Origin of the sequence: uncultured Pseudomonas sp. (genome assembly GCF_913777995.1) — a bacterium.
Lineage (GTDB): Bacteria > Pseudomonadota > Gammaproteobacteria > Pseudomonadales > Pseudomonadaceae > Aquipseudomonas.
In genome coordinates, this window is record NZ_CAJYVE010000054.1 from 24,207 (window position 1) to 45,115 (window position 20,909).

A 20,909-nucleotide genomic window follows, 5' to 3' on the forward strand; every position below is an offset into this window, starting at 1 on the left:
TCAGGCAGAGTTCAACGCCTCGCGTGCGACGCGCGCCTTTCGAGCATCTGCGCCACCTGATGGGCCAACACGTCGAGGCTGAACGGCTTGGTCAGCAAGTGCATGTCAGGGCCGAGGAAGTCCTCGCGCTTGATCGCGCCCTCGGCATACCCGGTGAGGAACAATACCGGCAGCCTCGGGTACAGCTGCTGTAGCACCTCGGCCAGTTGCCGACCATTCATGCCGGGCAGGCCCACATCGCTGACCAGCAGGTCGAGGCTCGGAAGGTCGTCGAGCAGGCGCAGCGCCTCTTCGGCCTGACGTGCGACCACCACCTGGTAGCCAAGCTCTTGCAGCACTTCCTGATTGATCAGCCGCACCGAGTCGTCGTCTTCCACCAGCAGGATGGTCTGCCCGTTGCCCGGTATGGCGGCCGAAGCCATGACTTCGGCGTCCTCGGTCCTGGTCACGCATTGCGGCAGGCTGATGGTCACCGTCGTGCCCTCGCCCTCCTCGCTGGCGATGCCCAGATGCCCGCCACTCTGGGTGGCGAAGCCATACACCATCGACAGGCCCAGGCCGGTGCCCTGGCCGATGGGTTTGGTGGTGAAGAACGGCTCCAGCACCTTGTCCAGCAGGCGACGGGGAATGCCGGCCCCGCTATCGCGCACGCTGATATCGACCATTTCCTGCCCACCCTTGCCAGGATGCAGGCCGGTGGCGATGGTCAGCACGCCGCCGTCGGGCATGGCGTCGCGGGCATTGATCACCAGGTTGAGTACGGCATTTTCCAGCTGATTGGCGTCGGCCCAGATCCACGGATCCTCGCTGCACAGTTGCAGTTCTACACGCACCTGCTCGGTGAGCAGGCCTTCGAGCAACTGCTGGAACGCCAGGATCAGGGTATTGACCTGCACCGGTCGGGAGTCCAGTGACTGGCGCCGAGAGAACGCCAGCAGACGCTGGGTCAGCGAGGCGGCACTCTGCGCCGAGCTGTACGCGGCATCCATGAAGCGTTCGACGCCGTCGAGCCGGCCTTTGCCCAGACGCAGGCGGATCAGCTCCAGGGCACTGATCACGCCGGTGAGCATGTTGTTGAAATCGTGCGCGATGCCGCCGGTCAGTTGCCCCACCGCCTCCATTTTCAGCGACTGGCGCAGTTGTTCTTCGGCCCGTGCGCGCTCGGCACTCTCGGCCTTGAGTTGCTGCAGGGCACTGTCCAATGCCTGGGTACGCGCCTGCACCTGGGTTTCCAGCTCGTCGGCGAAGCGGCGCAGCGACAGTTCCGCCTGCTTTTCCTTGTTGATGTCGACGATCACCGAGGCGGCGCCGATGATCTTGCCCTGCTCGCCGTACAGCGGCACGGCACTGACACGCATCCAGGACGGCATACCGTCTTCGAGGGTGTGACGAAACTCGATGCCATTGACCGGCACACCGCGCAGCGCCTGGGCGCCGGGGAACATGTCGCGCGGCAAGGGACTGCCGTGGTCATCCAGCGCCACCCAGCGCAGCGCGTTTTCCGGCGAACGAGAGGGAATCAGGTCATCCGGCACGTAGCGCCGGTACAGCGGATTGCGGATCAGGCTCTGGCCGTGTTCGTCCATGAAGCACACGCCGACCGGAATGTTTTCCAGCAGTGCTTGCAGGCGACCGCGCTCTTCGGCCAGTTCGGCCAGGCGGTCGCGCATATCGTACTGGCGGGCGCGGGCGTGCCAGCAGGCGGCGACCATGCTGAGCAAGGTGTTGAGGCTGAACGGGCGTTCCAGGACCACGACATGGCCGGCCTCTTCCGGCAACGCATGGTACGCCTGGTCGGCAGCGCCCAGCTTGCCAGGGGTCAGCAGCATGATGGGCACCTGCGACCATTCCGGCTGCGCGCGCAGCGCGGCGGCCAGGGTGCAAGGATCGTCACGCAGCGTCTGTTGAGTCAGCAGCAGCAGGCCGGTGTCCATACCGACGCGGCGTGCCACCGCCTGCAGGTCGTCGTACAGCTCGACGCGGTAGAACGGCAGAAGCAGCGCGCGGAGTTCTTCGGCCTGCGCAGGGTCTGGCGTGCAGAGCAGCAAGACGGGAGCAGTTTCAGCGGTCAACGGCAAAGGGCTCCATGAGCGAAGGCTTGGTCGAAAAGCGCCAAGGGGTCGAGGGCAGGCACGGCCAATGCCGGATCGGTCTCCCGCGACAGGATGGGGCCGAGGCGGACAGCCAAGCGGCGCGAGCATAGCCGGTAAGCGGGGAGTTTTGACACACAACGCCAGGCTTTTATCCGCCCCCCCGTATATTTTCGGACCACCTGTCTGAAATCCGGGACCGCTGTACGTGTATTCGCCTCGGCCGGACAGATCGTTTACCATCGCCGCCGTCGGTTTCCGAGAGGAACTAACAGGGAATTCGCAGGCCTGCGTACAGGCCAAACCGAAACTGCCCCCGCAACTGTAGGCATCGAGCCGCTCCATACCGCCACTGGGCCACCCCGGGAAGGCCGGAAGCAGGCCATGACATGCCAGTCAGGAGACCTGCCGACACATTCGATCACTGACCGGCGGGGTGTCCGGGAAGGACATCCGCACCTGCGTTTCGGCAGGTCGGGTCGCACCTTGCCCGAGGGCATGCGACCGGGGTGTGTTTCCTTCGGTGCGCCGCCCGCTACCACCACGCAAGGAGACCGCGCCGCATGCCCACACCCCGCCTGTTGCTGCTCGCCGCCGCCCTGGGGTTCAGCGCCACGGCCGTGGCCGAGCCTACCCGCTACCCCCTGACCCTGGCAAACTGCGGCATGCCGCTGACCTTCACCCAGGCCCCGGGCCAGGTGGTGACCATCGGCCAGGCCGGCACCGAGATGCTCTATGCGCTGGGGCTGGGCGAACGCCTGGCCGGCACCTCGCTGTGGTTCAACGATGTGGACCCGCGTTACCAGGCCGAGAACGACAAGGTCGAGCGCCTGGCAGACAACGCGCCGAGCTTCGAGGCGGTACTCGGCAAGCGGCCGGGCCTGGTACTGGTGCAACTGGAGTGGATGGTCGGCAAGCAAGGCGTGGTCGGCACCCGCGAGCAATTTCACGAACTGCACATCCCCACCTACCTGATGCCCTCCGACTGCGAAGGCAAGGACAACCTGGTCGGCGCCGACGGCACCCGGCTGGAGGCCTTCCGCATCGACACGCTGTACCAGAGCGTCGAACAGCTGGCGCAGATTTTCGATGTCCAGGAGCGCGGTCAGGCACTGGTCGCGCAACTTCGACAGCGCCTCGCGGCGGCAGTCGCCCATGCGCAGCACAATCGTCAGCGCGACCTTTCGGCGGTGTTCTGGTACTCCAGCGCCGACCTCGACATCGACCCCTACGTGGCCGGTCGCAAGGGTATCCCGGATTTCATGCTGAACAGCCTGGGCATGCGCAACATCGTCGAATCCGACGAGGAATGGCCAACCGTCGGCTGGGAACGCATCGCCAAGGCCAACCCCGACATCCTGGTGATCGCGCGCATGGACCGTCGACGCTTCCCGGCCGACGACTACCGCAAGAAACTCGAATTCCTCAAGCGTGACCCGGTGACCCGCAACATGGACGCGGTGCGTCACGACCGCATCGTGGTCATCGACGCCGAAGCCATGCAGGCCGGCCTGCGCCTGTTCACCGGCCTCGAAGAACTGGCAGCCGCCGCCGACCGCATCACGGGTGCGCGCTGAACATGCCACGCATCCTTGTGCACGGCCTGTGGGTGAGCGCCCTGCTGCTGGTGGCCATCATCGTCGGCGCCAGCATCGGTGAAACCCACATCAGCACGCAGGTGGTCGCGCAGATCCTGGCCAACAAACTCTGGCAGGCCGGTTACCCCGTCGATCCCATCGACGCAGGCATCATCTGGAACTACCGGCTGACCCGTGCCATCGTCGCCGCCGCCTGTGGCGCCGGCCTGGCGCTGTCCGGGGTGGTGCTGCAATCGCTGCTGCGCAACCCGCTGGCCGAACCCTACCTGCTGGGCATTTCCGCCGGGGCTTCCACCGGCGCGGTACTGGTGGCGCTGCTGGGTCTGGGCGCCGGGGCAATTTCCCTGTCGGCCGGAGCCTTCGTCGGCGCGGTGGCGGCCTTCGCCATGGTCAGCCTGCTGGCGCGCTCGTCGCAGCGTGCGAATGCCGCCAGCCACATCATTCTGGCGGGCATTGCCGGCTCGCAGCTGTTCAATGCCCTGACCTCGTTCCTGATTACCAAATCGGCCAGTTCCGAGCAGGCGCGCGGCATCATGTTCTGGCTGCTGGGCAATTTCAGTGGCGTGCGCTGGCACTCGGTGGCCCTGGCCGTACCCGTGGTGCTGGCCGGATTGTTGGTGTGCCTGTGGCATCGGCGCGCCCTGGATGCCTTCCTGTTCGGCAGCGACTCGGCGGCCTCGCTGGGCATCGCGGTACGGCGCGTGCAGGTATCGTTGATCGGCTGCACCGCACTGGTCACCGCCGTGCTGGTGTCGATCGTCGGCTCCATCGGCTTCGTCGGCCTGGTCATCCCGCACGCGGTGCGCCTGCTGGTGGGCGTACGGCACGCCAGGCTGCTGCCGCTCAGCGCCCTGTGCGGTGCGCTGTTCCTGATCGCCGCCGACGTGCTGTCGCGCACCCTCATCAAGGGCCAGACCGTGCCGGTGGGCGTCATCACCGCGCTGATCGGCGCGCCGGTGTTCGCGCTGATCCTGATCCGGGGGCAACGTCCACGATGAATGCCTTCAATCAGGCCCAAGGGACCACGGCACTGGCCTGTCGCGCACTGACCTGCATCATCAAGGGCCAGGCCCTGCTGCAGGACGTGAGCCTGGGAGTGATCCCGGGCGAAACCCTAGGCATCGTCGGCCCCAACGGTTCAGGCAAGTCGACGCTGCTCCGGCTGCTGGCCGGCCTGCAAGCGCCAGCCAGCGGCGAGCTGTGGCTCGACGGCCTGCCCCTGGCCAGCCTGAACCGCCGCGACGTTGCGCAACGGCTGGCGTTGGTGGAACAGCAGGCCGAGACCGCCGATGCGATCAGCGTGCGCGATGCCGTGGAATTGGGCCGCACGCCTTGGCTGTCGGCGCTGGCGCCCTGGAGCAGCGAGGACCAGCGCATCGTGCAGCAGGCCCTGGCCGATGTGGACCTGCTGCATCTGAGCGAGCGCCGCTGGCAGACGCTGTCCGGTGGCGAGCGCCAGCGCGCGCACATTGCCCGGGCGTTGGCCCAGCAGGCACGCATCCTGCTGCTGGACGAGCCCACCAATCATCTGGATATCCAGCACCAGTTGAACATCCTCGGACTGGTCAAGGCGTTGCCGGTCACCAGCGTCATCGCCCTGCATGACCTCAACCAGGCTCTGCAGTGCGACCGCCTGGCGGTGTTGCATCAGGGCCGGCTGGTGGCCCTCGGCGCACCGGAGACGGTGCTGACACCCGAGCGTCTGCAGGCGGTGTTCGGTGTGCAGGCGCGCTGGCTGAGCGATCCGCTGGACGGCACCCGCTTTCTACGCCTGACACCGCTCTGACGAGGGCGTCGGTGGGCCTCAGTGCCCTTCTGGCAGCTGGCAGCCCTTCTTCTTCAGGCTGTCGATCACCCAGCTGCGGTCGTTGGTGCCCAGGGCGATCTGCTCCATCTGCTTCTGTTCGGCGCCGTGCTTGGCCGCCGCACGATCGTAGACCTCGGCGACCTGGTCGTAGGGCACGCACAGCAGGCCGTCTTCGTCGCCGATGACCAGGTCGCCGGCTTCGATGACCATGCCGTCGATGGCGATGGGTACGTTGATTTCACCCGGGCCGTCCTTGTACGGGCCGCGGTGGGAAATGCCGGCGGCGAACATCGGGAAATCCCCGGCACCGATGGCGCCGGCATCACGGATCGCGCCATTGATGACGATACCGGCGACCCCCCGCTTGACCGCATAGGCCACCATCATTTCGCCGATCAGCGCATTGCTCAGGTCACCCCCGGCATCGACCACGATCACATCGCCCGGCTCGGCGATGTCCAGCGCGTAGTGCAGCATCAGGTTGTCGCCGGGGCGGGCCTTGACGGTCACCGCCGGTCCGGAGAGCACGCCCTTGGCATGCATCGGACGCAGGCGCGCACCGCCGGCGGTCATGCGATTCATCGAATCACTGACGTTGGCCACCGGCACTTCGCGGTAGCGCTCCACCCATTCGGCACTGACCTTGCGTACACGCTGCAGAACGCGGAATCCGATGCTCATGTGCTTTTCCTCTCTTGGTGTTGTAAGGGATGCCTCACCGACGGTGATGGCTTTTTTCAGAATGTCATTTCATTTTTAACCTTTCAATAGGTATACACGTTAGATAATCGAAAGGTATCGGTGCATAAAATTGATTTATTGAAATGGTGTTTCATTGTGATAGGGTATTTGCGTCAATGCGCCGCAGCCAGGCGCCCGTAGACACAAATAACAACAAGGTGCCCCCATGACCCGTACCATTGTGCTCACCGGCCCGGCGTTGACCGCCGAAGCCATGAACCACGCCGCCGCCCATGGCGTGCGTGTGGTCCCCACCACGCCTTACGCCGCCGACGAGCTGCTGCAGGTGATCCGCGCGGAACAGCCAGATGCGATCATCGTGCGCCAGGGCAAGCTGACTCAGGAAATGATCGACGCCTCCGCCAAGCTCTCGATCATCGCCAAGCACGGCGTCGGCTACGACAATATCGACCTGCAAGCCGCCGCCGCGCGCCGCATACCGGTCACCATCGCCCTGGGTGCCAACGCCCAGTCGGTCGCCGAGCACGCCTTCGCGCTGATGTTCAGCGTGGCGCGCCAGACCGCCCTGCTGGACGCACGTATGCGTGACGGCCACTGGGACAAGGCCACCGCCAATGGCGTGGAACTGTTCGGCAAGACCCTGGGGCTGGTGGGCATGGGTTCGATCGGTGCCATCCTCATGGACCTGGTGGCCCCCCTGCGCATGCAGGTGAAGGTCTATGACCCCTACCTGAAGCAACTGCCGGAACGTGAATACCTGCAACGCGAAGAGAACTTCGAGCGCTTGCTGGAAAGCTGCGACATCATCAGCCTGCATTGCCCGCTGACCGATGCCAACCGCCACCTGTTCAGCACCGCGCAGTTCCAGCGCATGCGCACAGGCAGCCTGCTGATCAATACCGCGCGGGGCGAGCTGATCGACACCGAGGCACTGATCCAGGCACTGGGCGAGCGCCGCATCGGCGGCGCCGGTCTCGACACTTTCAGCCCAGAGCCACTGCCAGCGGACAGCGGACTGTTCGGCCTGCCCAATGTGGTCCTGACACCGCATGTCGGTGCCAATACCCAGGAAGCGCGCGACCGGGTCGGCATGCTGGCACTGCAACAGATCATCGGCCTGTGGGACGGCCAGGCCCCAGACCCACGCTGTGTCGTCAATCGCCACCTGCTGGACAACTGATCCGTCTCGATGATGCGCCTCCACCGGGGCGCCTGTGCTACTCCAGAAAAACAACAACGGAGAGTCTCATGACCTCAGTCACTCAACCGATCAGCGAACTCGAACGCTCGACCATGCGCCGCGTCACCTGGCGACTGCTGCCGTTCCTGATCATCTGCTACCTCATCGCGATCATCGACCGCGGCAACATCGGTATGGCCTCCCTGCAGATGAACCAGGACCTGGCGCTGTCGGCCAAGGTCTTCGGCTTTGCCAGCAGCCTGTTCTTCTTCGCCTACTTTCTGGTGGAAGTGCCCAGCAACCTGGCGCTACAGAAGTTTGGCGCACGCATCTGGATCGCCCGGATCATGATCACCTGGGGCCTGATCTCCGCCGGCACCGCCTTCGTACAAGGGCCCAATTCGCTGTACGTGATGCGCTTCCTGCTGGGCGCGGCCGAAGCCGGCTTCTTCCCCGGCGTGCTGCTGTACCTCACTTACTGGCTGCCTTCAGCCTACCGCGGACGCCTGGTGGCGCTGTTCATGGTGGCGATTCCGGCCGCCAACTTCGTCGGTTCGCCACTGTCCGGGCTGCTGCTGAGCCTCGATGGCTGGATGGGCATGCGCGGCTGGCACTGGCTGTTCATCCTCGAAGGCATCCCCGCCGTGCTGCTGGGCATCGCCTGCCTGTTCGTACTCACCGACCGCCCGGAACAGGCGCACTGGCTGAGCGACGAGCAGCGTGGCTGGCTGACCGGCCGCCTGGCCGAGGAAAGCAGCAGAAAAACCGCCATCGGCCACATCTCACTGTGGAAGCTGCTGCGCCACAAGGATATCTGGGTGATGGCGCTGATCTACTCCGGTGCGTCGGCAGCGGGTACCACGCTGAGCGTCTGGGGGCCACAACTGCTCAAGTCGTTTGGCCTGACCTCCATGCAGGTCGGCCTGGTCAACGCCATTCCCTACGGCCTGGCGTCGGTGCTGATGATCGTCTGGGGGCGCAACTCGGACCGTACTGGTGAACGCCGCTGGCACACCGCCTGTACCCTGCTGATGATCACCGCCGGCCTGATGATGACCCTGTTCACCAGCAACCTGGCCCTGACCGTGGTCATGCTCAGCCTGGTACTGATCGGTGCCTACTCGATGAAGGGGCCGTTCTGGGCCCTGGCCTCCGGCTGGCTGTCGTCGTCCACCGCCGCTGCCGGCCTGGCCGCCATCGGTGCGATGGCCAACCTGATCGGTGGCGGGCTGATGGTCAACGTGTATGGCGCGATTCACGACGCCACCGGCAGCCACTCGCTGGCACTGATGCCACTGGCGGCACTGTGCGCCCTGGGTGGTTTCATGGTGGTGGTGATGGGCCGCAAGCGTCAGGCCGAAGCGGCCGCACAGGACAAACCGCTCAGCGCCAGCTGAGACCATTGCCAACCAAGAGCCGCTCCTGCACAGGGAGCGGCTTCAACCGTGCAAAATCCCACACCCATCCCCGGCTCAAGCCAGTCCCGTCCCTTCAGCCAAGCGCCCTCTTCCCCCGGGAATACTTCGCGGCTCAGCCCTTGCACCCGAGCGTGCGCATCAGGGTCTGCGCCGCATCGTGCAGCTGCCCTTGCACGCTGCGGGCGTACTCGGCGGTCAGGCGGCTGGCCGGACCGGAGATCACCAGGGCTCCGACCAGCTCGCGCTGGGCGTCATACACCGGCAAGGCCATCGAGGCCGCGTGGGGATCGGTGGCGCCGCAGGAATAGAACGCCGTCTCCAGCGTTGCGCCCTTGTCGAACGGCGTGCGCAGCGCCTGGGCTCCGGCCGCGTTGTCCATCGGTCGCATGTCGCCAGGCTGCAGGTGCAGGCGCAGGCTGTGCTGCGAGTTGACCCGGTACTGGCACAGACGGTAGGCGCCATGGCGCACGTAGAAGGATGCCGTTTCGCCGATACCTTCGGTCAACTGGTGCAGCAGCGGCATGATATGCCGTTCCAGGTCCAGGGCATCCTGATACACCGCATTGAGGCGCATGACTTCGCTGGCCAGCTGGTAGCGGCCGTCGGCCATGCGGTTGATCAGCCCGTGGGTTTCCAGCGACACCATCAGGCGCATGATGGTGCTTTTGTTCAGCTGGGTACGCTCGGCCAGTTCGGCCAGGCCCAACGCGCTATCGCCGATGCGAAATGCAGTCAGTACGGTCAGTACCCGGTCAGCAGACGCCACTCCATTCACCGCTGGACGCGGTTTAACTTTCACCATCTCAAACCTCGATTCGCATAACCCTGGAGTCCGGCCAGGGCGACATGGCCGGGGATTATCCGTCAAAGAGGTCGTCTGCCGCCATGGGCGGCCCGGTCAATGCGCGCGGGGGCGATGCCGCTCAGCCTGTTGCTGGGTCATGCTCGGCGTTTCGTCGAACAGCTTGCGGTATTCACTGGAAAAGCGCCCCAGGTGATTGAAGCCCCACTCCATGGCGATACCAGAGATATTGCGCCCGCTGCGGTCCTCGAGGATGGTCTGGCGTACCGCGCTGAGCCGGTACTTCTTCAGGTAAGCCATGGGCGACAGGCCGAAATGCCGGCGAAAGCCGTCGAACAGCTTGAAGCGCGACACCCCGGAGGCCGCCTCGATGTGCTCCAGGTGCAGTTCCTCGCGGGCATGCGCGTGGATGTAGTCACGGGCACGCAGCAGATAGTGCGGCAGGCGCACCTCCAGGTTCTCGCGCAGCTGTTCGCTGTAGTTGTTCGGCTGGGCGAGAATCAGCCCCTTGACCAGCGCGCTCTCCAGGTCGCGGCTGAACAGCGGCTGATGGTACAGCTCGCCCTGCTCCATTTCCTCGATGAAATGCCGGGCCATGCGCCACCAGGAAGCGGTGGCGCCGCTCAGCGCGTCCATGCGAGCGGTGAAGCGCAACGGCTCGCTGACCGGGCGTTGCAGCATGTCTTCCAGGGTCTTGGTCATGGCCGTGCGGCTGATCACCACCTGCAGCTTGCGGCAGTCGCCGGCGATGCTCAGCGCCTGGCTTTCGTTGGGGGCGACGATGATCCCGTAGTCGCGGTTGGAATGCAGGCGCTCGCCGTTCTTCACCAGTTCCTGCTCGCCGCACAGGGGCAGGCTGACGCTGTAGCTGTTGAAGGTCTGCGGCTCGGCGATGTCCACCGTCACGTCGGTGCCGTACTCGATGATGCCCAGCGTGGTGGACATCGAGCGCAGCACGCTGGCGCTGTGGCGAAAATGCAGGCGCCCCGGGCGGCTGGCCACCAGGTGGTGAGGGCCACAGATATCCGACATCCAGGAACGCGCGCCGGCAAGATCGGAATGATCGGCATGGATATCACGCAAGGGTGATTCAGGCTTCGGGGTCATCACGGCACTCTCAGGCTGTTTTTCTCGATGCACGCTCTGCGGCGTATCTACAGACGCACGATGCAAGCGACACGCCATCGCCGCGTTCACCCATCGGAAGGCTCACTAAGCGGATAGTGATCGACAAGTTTTCGGACAGTCCGCCATCGGGCGGGGCCTGCCCCCACACCCCCGCCCGGGCGCCGCAGCCGCGGCGCAGAGCCTGGGCCGCACCGTCAGGCAGCCTGCCGGCCGATGCGTGACCTGCCCTGGTGCAAACCCTGGCATCGACGCGCCAATGGCGCCAGCCGTTGCACGAATGAGTACTCCCGACACAAGTCTGTTACCGCCGCGCTGCCAGCGCTGCGTTTTATGGATAACGACGCTGCAGGAAGCGGCAAGACGTGCCCTGCGCCGAGTGTTATACGCGCCCGCCCGAAGGCCCTGGCAGAACGAAATTTACGGACCGGGTTTGCCAAAAAAGCGGATAGACCCTGTAGCGCGCCGCTTCGTTAAATGGCCCCAACCGAGGGTGCCAGCGAGCACCTGCCGAATCGCCCGATGTGACAGGTACAGGACCATGAACCCAACAAGAAGCGTCGATCAGTGGAAGGACTTCATCAACGGCTGCCTGGACTTTCGCCCCGCCGAAGGCGTATTCCGCATCGCCCGGGACATGTTCACCGAGCCGGAGCTGTTCGACCTGGAGATGGAGCTGATCTTCGAGAAAAACTGGATCTACGCCTGCCACGAGAGCGAGATCGCCAACAAGCATGACTTCCTGACCATGCGTGCCGGTCGCCAGCCGATGATCATCACCCGTGATGGCGAAGGCCAGCTGCACGCGCTGATCAACGCCTGCCAGCACCGCGGCACTACCCTGACGCGGGTGATGAAAGGCAACCAGAGCACCTTCACCTGCCCCTTCCACGCCTGGTGCTACAAGAGCGACGGGCGCCTGGTGAAGGTCAAGGCGCCGGGCGAGTACCCCGAAGGCTTCGACAAGGCCACCCGGGGCCTGAAGAAGGCGCGCATCGCCAGCTACAAGGGTTTCGTGTTCATCAGCCTCGACGCCGAAGGCCAGGACAGCCTGGAAGACTTCCTCGGCGACGCCAAGGTGTTCTTCGACATGATGGTCGCCCAGTCGCCCACCGGCGAGCTGGAAGTGCTGCCCGGTAAGTCGACCTACACGTACGACGGCAACTGGAAGCTGCAGAACGAAAACGGCCTGGACGGCTACCACGTGAGCACCGTGCACTACAACTACGTGGCCACCGTGCAGCACCGCCAGCAGGTCAACGCCGAGAAAGGCGGCGCCAGCAGCACCCTGGACTACAGCAAGCTCGGTGCCGGCGATGCGCAGACCGACGACGGCTGGTTCTCCTTCCACAACGGCCACAGCCTGCTGTTCAGCGACATGCCCAACCCCACCGTACGCCCCGGCTATGCCGCAGTGATGCCGCGCCTGGTGGCCGAGTACGGCCAGGCCAAGGCCGAGTGGATGATGCACCGCCTGCGCAACCTGAACATCTACCCCAGCCTGTTCTTCATGGACCAGATCAGCTCGCAGCTGCGCATCGTGCGCCCGGTGGCCTGGAACAAGACCGAGGTCATCAGCCAGTGCATCGGCGTGAAGGGCGAGTCCGACGCCGACCGGGAAAGCCGTATCCGCCAGTTCGAAGACTTCTTCAACGTTTCGGGCATGGGTACGCCAGACGACCTAGTGGAGTTCCGCGAGGCCCAGCGCGGCTTCCAGGCCCGCCTGGAGCGCTGGAGCGACATTTCCCGCGGCCATGGCAAATGGCTCGAAGGCCCCACCGCCAACAGCGAGGCGATCGGCATCCAGCCCGCACTGACCGGCACCGAATTCACCCATGAAGGCCTGTACGTCAACCAGCACAACAACTGGCAGCGCTTCCTGTTGCAAGGCCTGGACAAGATCGCCCAGGACCAGCCCCTGAAGCTGCGCGAGGTATGAACATGAATCCGCAACTGCACTACCAGATCGAGCAATTCTTTTTCCGCAAATGCGAGCTGTGCGACGCCCAGGACTGGGACGCCTACCTGGCACTGTTCAGCGAAGACAGCGAGTTCCACCTGCCGCAGTGGGAGTCCGAGCACAGCTACACCAGCGACCCGAAGAAAGGCATGTCGCTGATCTACTACGCCAACCGCTCCGGGCTGGAAGACCGGGTGTTCCGCATTCGCACCGGCAAGGCTGCCTCGACCATCCCGATGCCACGCACCCTGCACAACATCGGCAACCTGCGCATTGCCGAACGGGCGGGCGGCCAGCTGCAGGTCAAGGCCAACTGGACCACCCTGTACCACCGCCTGGGCCAGAGCGAGCAGTTCTTCGGCTACGCCACCTATGACCTGCGCCCGAGCGGCGACAGCTTCGTGATCACCCGCAAGCATGTCGTGCTGCTCAACGACACCATCAACTCGGTGCTGGACTTCTATCACCTCTGACTGCGCGGACGCCGAATCATGAATCACAAGGTCGCCTTCAGTTTCGCCGACGGCAAGACGCTGTTCTTCCCCGTCAACGGCAACGAGATCCTCCTCGACGCCGCGCTGCGCAACGGTATCAACATCCCCCTGGACTGCCGTGAGGGTGTGTGCGCCACCTGCATGGGCCGGTGCGAGTCGGGCAGCTACAGCCTCGACTACGTCGACGAAGAAGCCCTGTCGGAACAGGACCTGGCCCAGCGCAAGGTACTCACCTGCCAGACCCGCGTGCAGTCCGACGCCTCGTTCTACTTCGACTTCGACTCTTCGCTGTGCGGAGCCAACCGCACCGTGCAGGGCAGCGGCCGGGTCTGCCATGTGCAACAGGTGTCGGCCGGTACGGCCATCCTGCACCTGGACGCCAGCACCGACGATCGCCAGCTGGACTTCCTGCCCGGACAGTACGCACGCCTGCAGATTCCCGGCACCGACGCCTGGCGCTCGTACTCCTTCGCCAGCCAGCCCAGCGCCGACAACCGCCTGCAGTTCCTCATTCGCCTGCTGCCTGACGGGGTGATGAGCAACTACATCCGCGAGCGCTGCCAGGTCGGCGACGAGATCCGCTTCGAGGCGCCGTTGGGAGCCTTCTACCTGCGCCAGATCGAACGCCCACTGGTGATGGTCGCCGGTGGCACGGGTCTGTCGGCGTTCCTTGGCATGCTCGACCAGATCGCCGAGCGCGGCGGCTGCGGCCAGCCGGTGACGCTCTACTACGGCGTGCGCCAGCAGGCCGACCTGTGCGAGCTGGCGCGCATCGAAGCCTATGCCGAACGCATTCCCGGTTTCAGTTTCGTGCCGGTGCTCAGCGAGGCCGAACCTTCCTGGGACGGGCGGCGCGGCTACCTGGCCGAGCACTTCGACGCCGCTGCGCTGCGCCAGGCGCCATTCGACATGTACCTGTGCGGCCCGCCGCCGATGGTCGAGTCGGTGAAGACCTGGCTGAGCGAAAACGCCATCGACAACGGCCACCTGTACTTCGAGAAATTCACCGAGAGCAATACCTGAGCACGACCGGCGATCAGCCGCGACCATCGAAATACCGGGCGAAGGGTGCAGTGGCGCGCCGCTGCCACTACAATGCGCGCTTTGCCCTGCGCCCGGATTCCGCTCGTCATGTCCTTACCCAAACACCACCTGGAACTGCTCAGCCCTGCCCGCGATGTGTCCATCGCCCGCGAAGCCATCCTGCATGGCGCCGATGCCGTGTACATCGGCGGGCCGAGTTTCGGCGCACGGCACAACGCCTGCAACGAGGTCAGCGAGATCGCCGAGCTGGTGAAGTTCGCCCACCGCTACCACGCGCGGATCTTCACCACCCTCAACACCATCCTGCACGACGATGAGCTGGAGCCGGCGCGCAAGCTGATCCACCAGCTGTACGACGCCGGTGTCGATGCGCTGATCGTCCAGGACCTCGGGGTGATGGAGCTGGACATTCCGCCCATCGAGCTGCATGCCAGCACCCAGACCGACATCCGTACCTTGGAGCGGGCCAGGTTTCTCGACCAGGCCGGTTTTTCGCAACTGGTCCTGGCCCGTGAACTGAACCTGCAGGAAATCCGCCAGATCGCCGAGCAAACCGACGCCGCCATCGAGTTCTTCATCCACGGCGCGTTGTGCGTGGCCTTCTCCGGGCAGTGCAACATCTCCCACGCGCAGACCGGGCGCAGTGCCAACCGCGGCGACTGCTCGCAGGCCTGCCGCCTGCCCTACACCCTCAAGGACGAACAGGGTCGCGTGGTGGCCTTCGACAAGCACCTGCTGTCGATGAAGGACAACAACCAGAGCGCCAACCTGCGCGCCCTGGTCGAGGCCGGGGTGCGTTCGTTCAAGATCGAGGGGCGCTACAAGGACGTGAGCTACGTGAAGAACATCACCGCTCACTACCGGCAGATGCTCGACGAAATTCTCACCGACCGCCCGGACCTGGCACGCGCGTCCAGCGGCCACACCGCGCACTTCTTCGTGCCCGACCCGGACAAGACCTTCCACCGTGGCAGCACCGACTATTTCGTCAGCGAGCGCAAGATCGACATCGGTGCCTTCGACTCGCCGACCTTCACCGGTCTGCCGGTGGGCACCGTGGAAAAGGTCAACAAGCGCGACCTGATCGCCGTGACCCACGAGCCGCTGTCCAACGGTGACGGCCTGAACGTGCTGGTCAAACGCGAGGTGGTGGGCTTCCGTGCCAACATCGCCGAGCTGAAGGGCGAGTTCGAGGAAGACGGCGAGAAGCGCTGGCGCTATCGCGTCGAACCCAACGAGATGCCGGCTGCCCTCTCGCGCCTGCGCCCCAGCCACCCGCTGAGCCGCAACCTCGACCACAACTGGCAGCAGGCCTTGCTGAAAACCTCCGCCGAGCGACGCATCGGCATCCGCTGGCACGCCGTGCTGCGTGAAGACCGCCTGACCCTGACCGCCACCAGCGAGGAGAACGTGCAGGTTTCGGTGAGTCTCGACGGCCCGTTCGGCGCGGCCAACAAACCGGAACAGGCCCTGGAACAGCTGCGTGACCTGCTGACCCAGTTGGGCACCACGATCTATCACGCCCAGGACGTGCGGCTGGATGCGCCACAGGCGTTCTTCATTCCCAACTCGCAGCTCAAGGCGCTGCGCCGCGAAGCCATCGAGGCGCTGGACGCTGCTCGGGTAGCGGCGCACCCGCGTGGCGGGCGCAAGGCCGAGAGCAATCCACCGCCGGTGTACCCCGAGTCGCACCTGTCGTTCCTGGCCAACGTCTACAACCAGAAAGCGCGGGACTTCTACCACCGCCATGGCGTGCAGTTGATCGACGCAGCCTACGAGGCCCACGAAGAGCCTGGCGAGGTGCCGGTGATGATCACCAAGCACTGCCTGCGCTTCTCCTTCAACCTGTGCCCGAAACAGGCCAAGGGCGTGACCGGCGTGCGTACCAAGGTGGCGCCGATGCAGCTGGTACAGGGTGACGAGGTACTGACCCTGAAGTTCGACTGCAAACCGTGCGAGATGCACATCATCGGCAAGATGAAGGGCCACATCCTCGACCTGCCGCAGCCCGGCAGCGCCAAGGCCGGGGTGGTCGGACACATCAGCCCCGAAGAGCTGCTCAAGACCGCACGCCGCTTCCAGGCGCCGCACTGAGGCAACGCCCGCTCCCCCCGACCAACGCCGGGCGGGTGGGAGTGGCTTCAGCCGCGAAAAGGCCGGAACGCTCACCACATCTGCACGGCGGGTGGCTCAGCCATCGCGGCTGAAGCCTACCGAGCCAACCTTGTCACGCCTCCAACTGCTGAATCTCGGCCTGAAGGTTGCTCCTTGCCGTTGTTTCCCAGCGGGCCTGGCCGGCGGGCGTGGTGAAAATGGCCGGACGCTGCAGGAACTGCCTGAGCACCGCCACACGGCCAGGACGGTACAGCGCATCGGGGAAGCGGGCATACTCGCGGCGCACCGCCTCGGCATAGGCCTGGTACACCGGCCAGGGCGCGCCCAGGATCGACAGGTCGATATCCACCAGCAGGCGCTGGTCGTCGGTAGCCGGAGCATGCCGGTGATCGGTGGCCAGGATCAGCGCGGCAACCGCCTTGGCATCCTCCTCCAGGCCCACCTCGCGCAAGTCCAGTTCGGCCAGCTCGGCGCTGCGCGTCTCGTTGTCCTGGCGTGCCGTATCGTAGATCGCATCGTGATACCAGATGGCCAGCTCCACCTGGCCGACATCCACGGCTTGGGCATGCAGCTCATCCAGAGCGGCCAGGCAGGCGCGGATGTGCGCAGCACCGTGATAATGCCGGCCCGGCTCGGCATATAAGGCCTGCAATGCGGCGAACCGGCCAACAGGCGGTTCGGCCCCGCGCGCCTGCCACAGGCGCTGCCAGCGTTCGGCATCAAGACTCATCGAGGCGTTTCTCCATGTGCGTGGTCTGCCAGAGTGGGTCGTTCTCGACATCGACCACGGTAAAGCCGTGGCGTTGCCAAAAGGCGATGGCGCCGGGCAGGAACGGGTGGGTATGCAGGTACAGGGTCTCGATACCCTGCTTGCGCGCCTTCTCGGCCAGCGCCTCGAACAGCCGGCTGGCCAGCCCGGCGCCACGCCAGGCCGGCTCGACGAACAAGCGCAGCACTTCCACGGTGCGCTGGCCGCGATAGTCCAGTTGCGCGAAACGATGGTCATACGGCAGGTAGCCGATGGCGGCGACGATTTCCCCAGCCTGGCGGGCGATGAGAAAGCAGGCATCACCGCCCTGCTGGTAGACCGCCTCGAAACGTGCCAGGTCGTCGGGCAGCACGGCGGGGTCGAGCGTAGGGAACAGAGTGGCTCGGGCGCGCATCACGAAGGCGACGGTGGCGGGCACCTCGGCCTGGCTGACGGCGGTAATGTGAATGGCCGGTTCGGACATGAAGGGCCCCTGATTTGGCAAAGATCGGCATGGTAACCCATCGCCGCCCTGCTCCATGCCTGCACACGCACGCACCAATTCAAGGCATCCACCGTGTGTGCAAACCCGTGCCATCAGGCGCAAAGCCCGGCCCACCAGGCCCGTCTCGATATGGCACAGCCCCTGCATGAAGCCTGGCAAGCTCACCCACGCAGGTGCAGCGGCCCAGGCCGGTCGATGCCGATCGCCACTGTCGCCCGGTCCTTCCGGCACAGATGCACAGGGCTTACAGGTGCCACCGGCAACGAGGCCAGGCTGTCACCACATAACCAGAACAGGCAAAGGCGCCTGGAACCTCACGGTTCCGGGCGCTTTTTTTTGCTTCACAAAAACCTGATTGGCCTAGGCCGGGAATTGCCATGAACAGCACAAGCTCCCCAGACAACGATGTACAAACCCTGATCGTCATCGGTAACGGCATGGTCGGGCACCACTGCGTCGAGCAACTGATCGCCGGCGGCGCCCTGGCGAAACATCGCATCCATGTGTTCGGTGAAGAGCGCCAGCGCGCCTACGACCGTGTGCACTTGTCCGAATACTTCAGCGGTCGTGATGCCGAGTCGCTGGCAATGAGCGACGCCGCACTGTACCAGCAACCCGGCCTGACCCTGCACCTTGGCGTACCGGTACTGGAGATCGACCGTGCGCGCCGCGAAGTCATCACCGCTCAAGGTCGCTTCGCCTACGACAAGCTGGTGCTGGCCACCGGCTCGTACCCTTTCGTACCCCCCATCGAAGGTGCCGAAGGCGACTCGCGCCTGGTGTATCGCACCCTCGACGACCTGGACACCATCCGCGCCGCAGCCACCAAGGCACGTCGTGGCGTGGTGGTCGGCGGTGGCCTGCTGGGCCTGGAGGCGGCCAATGCGCTCAAGTCCCTGGGTCTGGAAGCCCATGTGGTGGAGTTCGCCCCACGGCTGATGCCCGTGCAGCTCGACGACCTCGGCGGCGCGGCGCTGAAGTCGCGGATCGAGGCTCTGGGGGTCGGTGTGCACCTGTCGCGTGCCACCCAGTCGATCAGCGCCGGCAGCGAATACCGCTACCGCATGAACTTCACCGGTGACCAATACCTGGAAACCGACCTGATCGTGTTCTCCGCCGGTATCCGCCCCCAGGATGCCCTGGCCCGCCAGTGCCAGCTGGAGCTAGGCCCGCGCGGTGGCGTGGCCATCGACGAGCACTGCCGCAGCAGCGATGCCGACATCTACGCCATCGGCGAATGCGCCGCCTGGAACGGCAGCATCTTCGGCCTGGTCGCCCCCGGCTACCAGATGGCCCGCAGCGTGGCCGCGCAGCTGTGCGGGCAGGATGCCGAAGCGTTCTTCGGTGCCGACATGTCCACCAAGCTCAAGCTGTTGGGCGTGGACGTCGGCTCCATCGGTGATGCGCATGGCGCGCTGGCCGGCGCGGTGAGCTACCGCTACATCGACGAAGCCACCGCCAGCTACCGCCGCCTGGTGGTCTCGGCCGACCGCAAACAGGTGCTGGGCGCGGTGCTGGTCGGCGACAACAGCTACTACGACACCCTGCTGCAGTACGCCCAGAATGGCATCACCCTGCCCGAAGACCCGGCCAGCCTGATCCTGCCGCACAGTGAAGGCGCTCCGGCGTTGGGCGCCGACGCTCTGCCGGCCACCGCGACCATCTGTTCGTGCCACAACGTCAGCAAGGCTTCGATCTGCGCCGCCATCGACGACGGCTGCAGCGACCTGGCCGGCATCAAGGCCTGTACCAAGGCGGCCACCGGTTGCGGCGGCTGCACGGCGCTGCTCAAGCAGGTCTTCGAGCACGAGCTGATCGCCCGTGGCGTGAGCGTGGACAAGAGCCTGTGCGAGCACTTCCCCTACACCCGCCAGGAGCTGTACTCCATCGTCCGCGTGGAGGGCATCGAGCGCTTCGAGGACCTGCTGCAGCGCCACGGACAGGGCGAGCATGGTTGCGACATCTGCAAGCCGGCGGTAGGTTCGATCCTCGCCTCGTGCTGGAACCGGCCAATCACCGACCCGCTGCTGATCCCGCTGCAGGACACCAACGACACCTTCATGGCCAACATGCAGAAGAACGGCACCTACTCGGTGGTGCCGCGCATCCCCGGCGGCGAGATCACCCCGGACGGGCTGTTGGCGATTGGCGCTGTGGCGAAGAAATACGACCTCTACACCAAGATCACCGGCGGCCAGCGCATCGATCTGTTCGGCGCACAACTGCATGAACTGCCAGACATCTGGGGCGAACTGATCGCTGCCGGCTTCGAGACCGGGCATGCCTACGGCAAGTCGACCCGCACGGTGAAATCCTGTGTAGGCAGCACCTGGTGCCGCTACGGGGTTCAGGACAGCGTGGCCATGGCCCTGCGTATCGAGGACCGCTACAAGGGCCTGCGCTCGCCGCACAAGCTCAAGTTCGCAGTCAGCGGCTGCACGCGCGAATGCGCCGAGGCGCAGAGCAAGGACGTCGGGGTGATCGCCACCGAAAACGGCTGGAACCTCTACGTGGCCGGCAACGGCGGCATGCGCCCGCGCCACGCCGAGCTGTTCGCCACTGACCTGGATGACGCAACCCTGATCCGCTACATCGACCGCTTCCTGATGCTGTACATCCGCACCGCCGACAAGTTGCAACGCACCTCGGTATGGCGCGAGTCGCTGGAAGGCGGCCTGGATTACCTCAAGGCCGTGGTCATCGACGACAGCCTGGGGCTGGCTGCCGAGCTGGAGGCGCAGATGCAGCTGGTGGTCGACCGGTACGAATGCGAATGGGCCAACGCCCTCAAGGACCCGGAAAAGCTCAAGCGCTTCCGCACCTTCGTCAACGACCAGCGCAGCGACCCGGACGTGCACTTCGTGCGTGAACGCGAGCAGCGCCGCCCGGCGAAAGCCGATGAACTCAACCTGATTCCACTGTTCAAGGAGGTGGTCTGATGAGCCAGACAAACGTCGCCTATGCCCAACCCGCAACCGCGCAAGCCCTGCACTGGCAGGCCCTGTGCTCACGCCAGGACCTGGTCGCCAATTCCGGCGTGGTCGCCTGGCTGCAGGGCCAGCAGATCGCACTGTTCTACCTGCCGGGCAACCCGTGCCCGCTTTACGCGGTAGGCAACCGCGATCCGAAATCCGGGGCTAACGTGATCGGCCGGGGCCTGGTCGGCCAACTGGGCGGCGAGCTGGTGATCGCCTCGCCGTTGTACAAGCAGCACTTTCGCCTCGAAGACGGCACCTGCCTGGAGTACCCGGAGCAGAACCTGCCAAGCTGGCCGGTGCGGCTGAACGGTGACGCCGTGGAGATCGGCCTGCCGGCCTGACC

At 65.2% G+C, this 20,909-nt stretch carries 17 protein-coding genes and 1 riboswitch; of the genes, 11 read left to right on the forward strand and 6 right to left on the reverse strand.

The genetic code is table 11. The features are described from left to right. Positions 1 to 11 precede the first annotated feature (11 nt). Complete coding sequence (locus QZ497_RS21655; RefSeq protein ID WP_295479516.1) at positions 12 to 2,072, reverse strand: ATP-binding protein; 2,061 nt, start codon at positions 2,070 to 2,072, stop codon at positions 12 to 14. Between the two features lie 253 nt (positions 2,073 to 2,325). Continuing rightward, positions 2,326 to 2,518, forward strand: a riboswitch (cobalamin riboswitch). Positions 2,519 to 2,653: 135 nt separating this feature from the next. Here QZ497_RS21655 and QZ497_RS21660 point away from each other — a divergent pair. The 3 genes from QZ497_RS21660 to QZ497_RS21670 are packed head-to-tail and all read left to right on the forward strand — an operon-like array spanning position 2,654 to position 5,474. Beyond that, entirely contained in the window at positions 2,654 to 3,667 is a 1,014-nt protein-coding gene (locus QZ497_RS21660; RefSeq protein WP_295479518.1) for an ABC transporter substrate-binding protein, read from the forward strand. Continuing rightward, complete coding sequence (locus QZ497_RS21665; protein ID WP_295479627.1) at positions 3,664 to 4,686, forward strand: iron chelate uptake ABC transporter family permease subunit; 1,023 nt, start codon at positions 3,664 to 3,666, stop codon at positions 4,684 to 4,686. Before QZ497_RS21660 ends, QZ497_RS21665 begins: the two co-directional genes overlap by 4 nt. Further along, positions 4,683 to 5,474, forward strand: a complete 792-nt coding sequence (locus QZ497_RS21670; RefSeq protein ID WP_295479521.1) for an ABC transporter ATP-binding protein — start codon at positions 4,683 to 4,685, stop codon at positions 5,472 to 5,474. The genes QZ497_RS21665 and QZ497_RS21670 overlap by 4 nt, the downstream gene beginning before the upstream one ends. 18 nt (positions 5,475 to 5,492) lie before the next feature. Here QZ497_RS21670 and QZ497_RS21675 read toward each other — a convergent pair whose 3' ends face one another. After that, positions 5,493 to 6,176, reverse strand: a complete 684-nt coding sequence (locus tag QZ497_RS21675) for an RraA family protein (protein ID WP_295479524.1) — start codon at positions 6,174 to 6,176, stop codon at positions 5,493 to 5,495. A gap of 226 nt (positions 6,177 to 6,402) precedes the next feature. Between QZ497_RS21675 and QZ497_RS21680 the strand changes: the two genes are divergently transcribed. Both QZ497_RS21680 and QZ497_RS21685 read left to right on the forward strand, forming a co-directional pair. After that, positions 6,403 to 7,377: a hydroxyacid dehydrogenase gene (locus QZ497_RS21680; RefSeq protein WP_295479527.1), complete on the forward strand. Its 975-nt coding sequence runs from the start codon at positions 6,403 to 6,405 to the stop codon at positions 7,375 to 7,377. Positions 7,378 to 7,445: 68 nt separating this feature from the next. Further along, positions 7,446 to 8,774: an MFS transporter gene (locus tag QZ497_RS21685; RefSeq protein ID WP_295479530.1), complete on the forward strand. Its 1,329-nt coding sequence runs from the start codon at positions 7,446 to 7,448 to the stop codon at positions 8,772 to 8,774. A gap of 133 nt (positions 8,775 to 8,907) precedes the next feature. Here the strand turns inward: QZ497_RS21685 and QZ497_RS21690 are convergent, their stop codons facing one another. Both QZ497_RS21690 and QZ497_RS21695 read right to left on the reverse strand, forming a co-directional pair. Next, positions 8,908 to 9,597 carry a helix-turn-helix domain-containing protein gene (locus QZ497_RS21690; protein WP_295479533.1) on the reverse strand — a complete coding sequence of 230 codons (690 nt, stop codon included), beginning with the start codon at positions 9,595 to 9,597 and terminating at the stop codon, positions 8,908 to 8,910. A gap of 96 nt (positions 9,598 to 9,693) precedes the next feature. Further along, entirely contained in the window at positions 9,694 to 10,704 is a 1,011-nt protein-coding gene (locus QZ497_RS21695; protein ID WP_295479536.1) for an AraC family transcriptional regulator, read from the reverse strand. 559 nt (positions 10,705 to 11,263) lie between these two features. Between QZ497_RS21695 and antA the strand changes: the two genes are divergently transcribed. From antA to QZ497_RS21715, 4 genes are all read left to right on the forward strand, one after another. Further along, positions 11,264 to 12,661 (forward strand): anthranilate 1,2-dioxygenase large subunit, encoded by a 1,398-nt coding sequence (gene antA / locus QZ497_RS21700; RefSeq protein ID WP_295479539.1) that lies wholly within the window; start codon positions 11,264 to 11,266, stop codon positions 12,659 to 12,661. Positions 12,662 to 12,663: 2 nt separating this feature from the next. Then, complete coding sequence (gene antB / locus QZ497_RS21705) at positions 12,664 to 13,155, forward strand: anthranilate 1,2-dioxygenase small subunit (RefSeq protein WP_295479542.1); 492 nt, start codon at positions 12,664 to 12,666, stop codon at positions 13,153 to 13,155. 18 nt (positions 13,156 to 13,173) lie between these two features. After that, positions 13,174 to 14,199, forward strand: a complete 1,026-nt coding sequence (antC, locus tag QZ497_RS21710) for an anthranilate 1,2-dioxygenase electron transfer component AntC (protein ID WP_295479545.1) — start codon at positions 13,174 to 13,176, stop codon at positions 14,197 to 14,199. Between the two features lie 108 nt (positions 14,200 to 14,307). Further along, on the forward strand, positions 14,308 to 16,314 hold the full coding sequence (locus QZ497_RS21715) for a U32 family peptidase (RefSeq protein ID WP_295479547.1): 2,007 nt from the start codon (positions 14,308 to 14,310) through the stop codon (positions 16,312 to 16,314). 133 nt (positions 16,315 to 16,447) lie between these two features. Here QZ497_RS21715 and QZ497_RS21720 read toward each other — a convergent pair whose 3' ends face one another. Continuing rightward, positions 16,448 to 17,065, reverse strand: a complete 618-nt coding sequence (locus tag QZ497_RS21720; protein WP_295479549.1) for a hypothetical protein — start codon at positions 17,063 to 17,065, stop codon at positions 16,448 to 16,450. Continuing rightward, positions 17,055 to 17,567: a GNAT family N-acetyltransferase gene (locus QZ497_RS21725; RefSeq protein ID WP_295479552.1), complete on the reverse strand. Its 513-nt coding sequence runs from the start codon at positions 17,565 to 17,567 to the stop codon at positions 17,055 to 17,057. Before QZ497_RS21725 ends, QZ497_RS21720 begins: the two co-directional genes overlap by 11 nt. Before the next feature lie 398 nt (positions 17,568 to 17,965). Between QZ497_RS21725 and nirB the strand changes: the two genes are divergently transcribed. Next, a complete protein-coding gene (gene nirB, locus QZ497_RS21730) occupies positions 17,966 to 20,527 on the forward strand; it encodes a nitrite reductase large subunit NirB (protein WP_295479555.1) in 2,562 nt (853 codons plus the stop codon). Beyond that, the gene (nirD, locus tag QZ497_RS21735; protein ID WP_295479558.1) at positions 20,527 to 20,907 is read left to right on the forward strand and encodes a nitrite reductase small subunit NirD; all 381 of its coding nucleotides are present in this window, start codon (positions 20,527 to 20,529) and stop codon (positions 20,905 to 20,907) included. Before nirB ends, nirD begins: the two co-directional genes overlap by 1 nt. Positions 20,908 to 20,909: the final 2 nt, after the last annotated feature.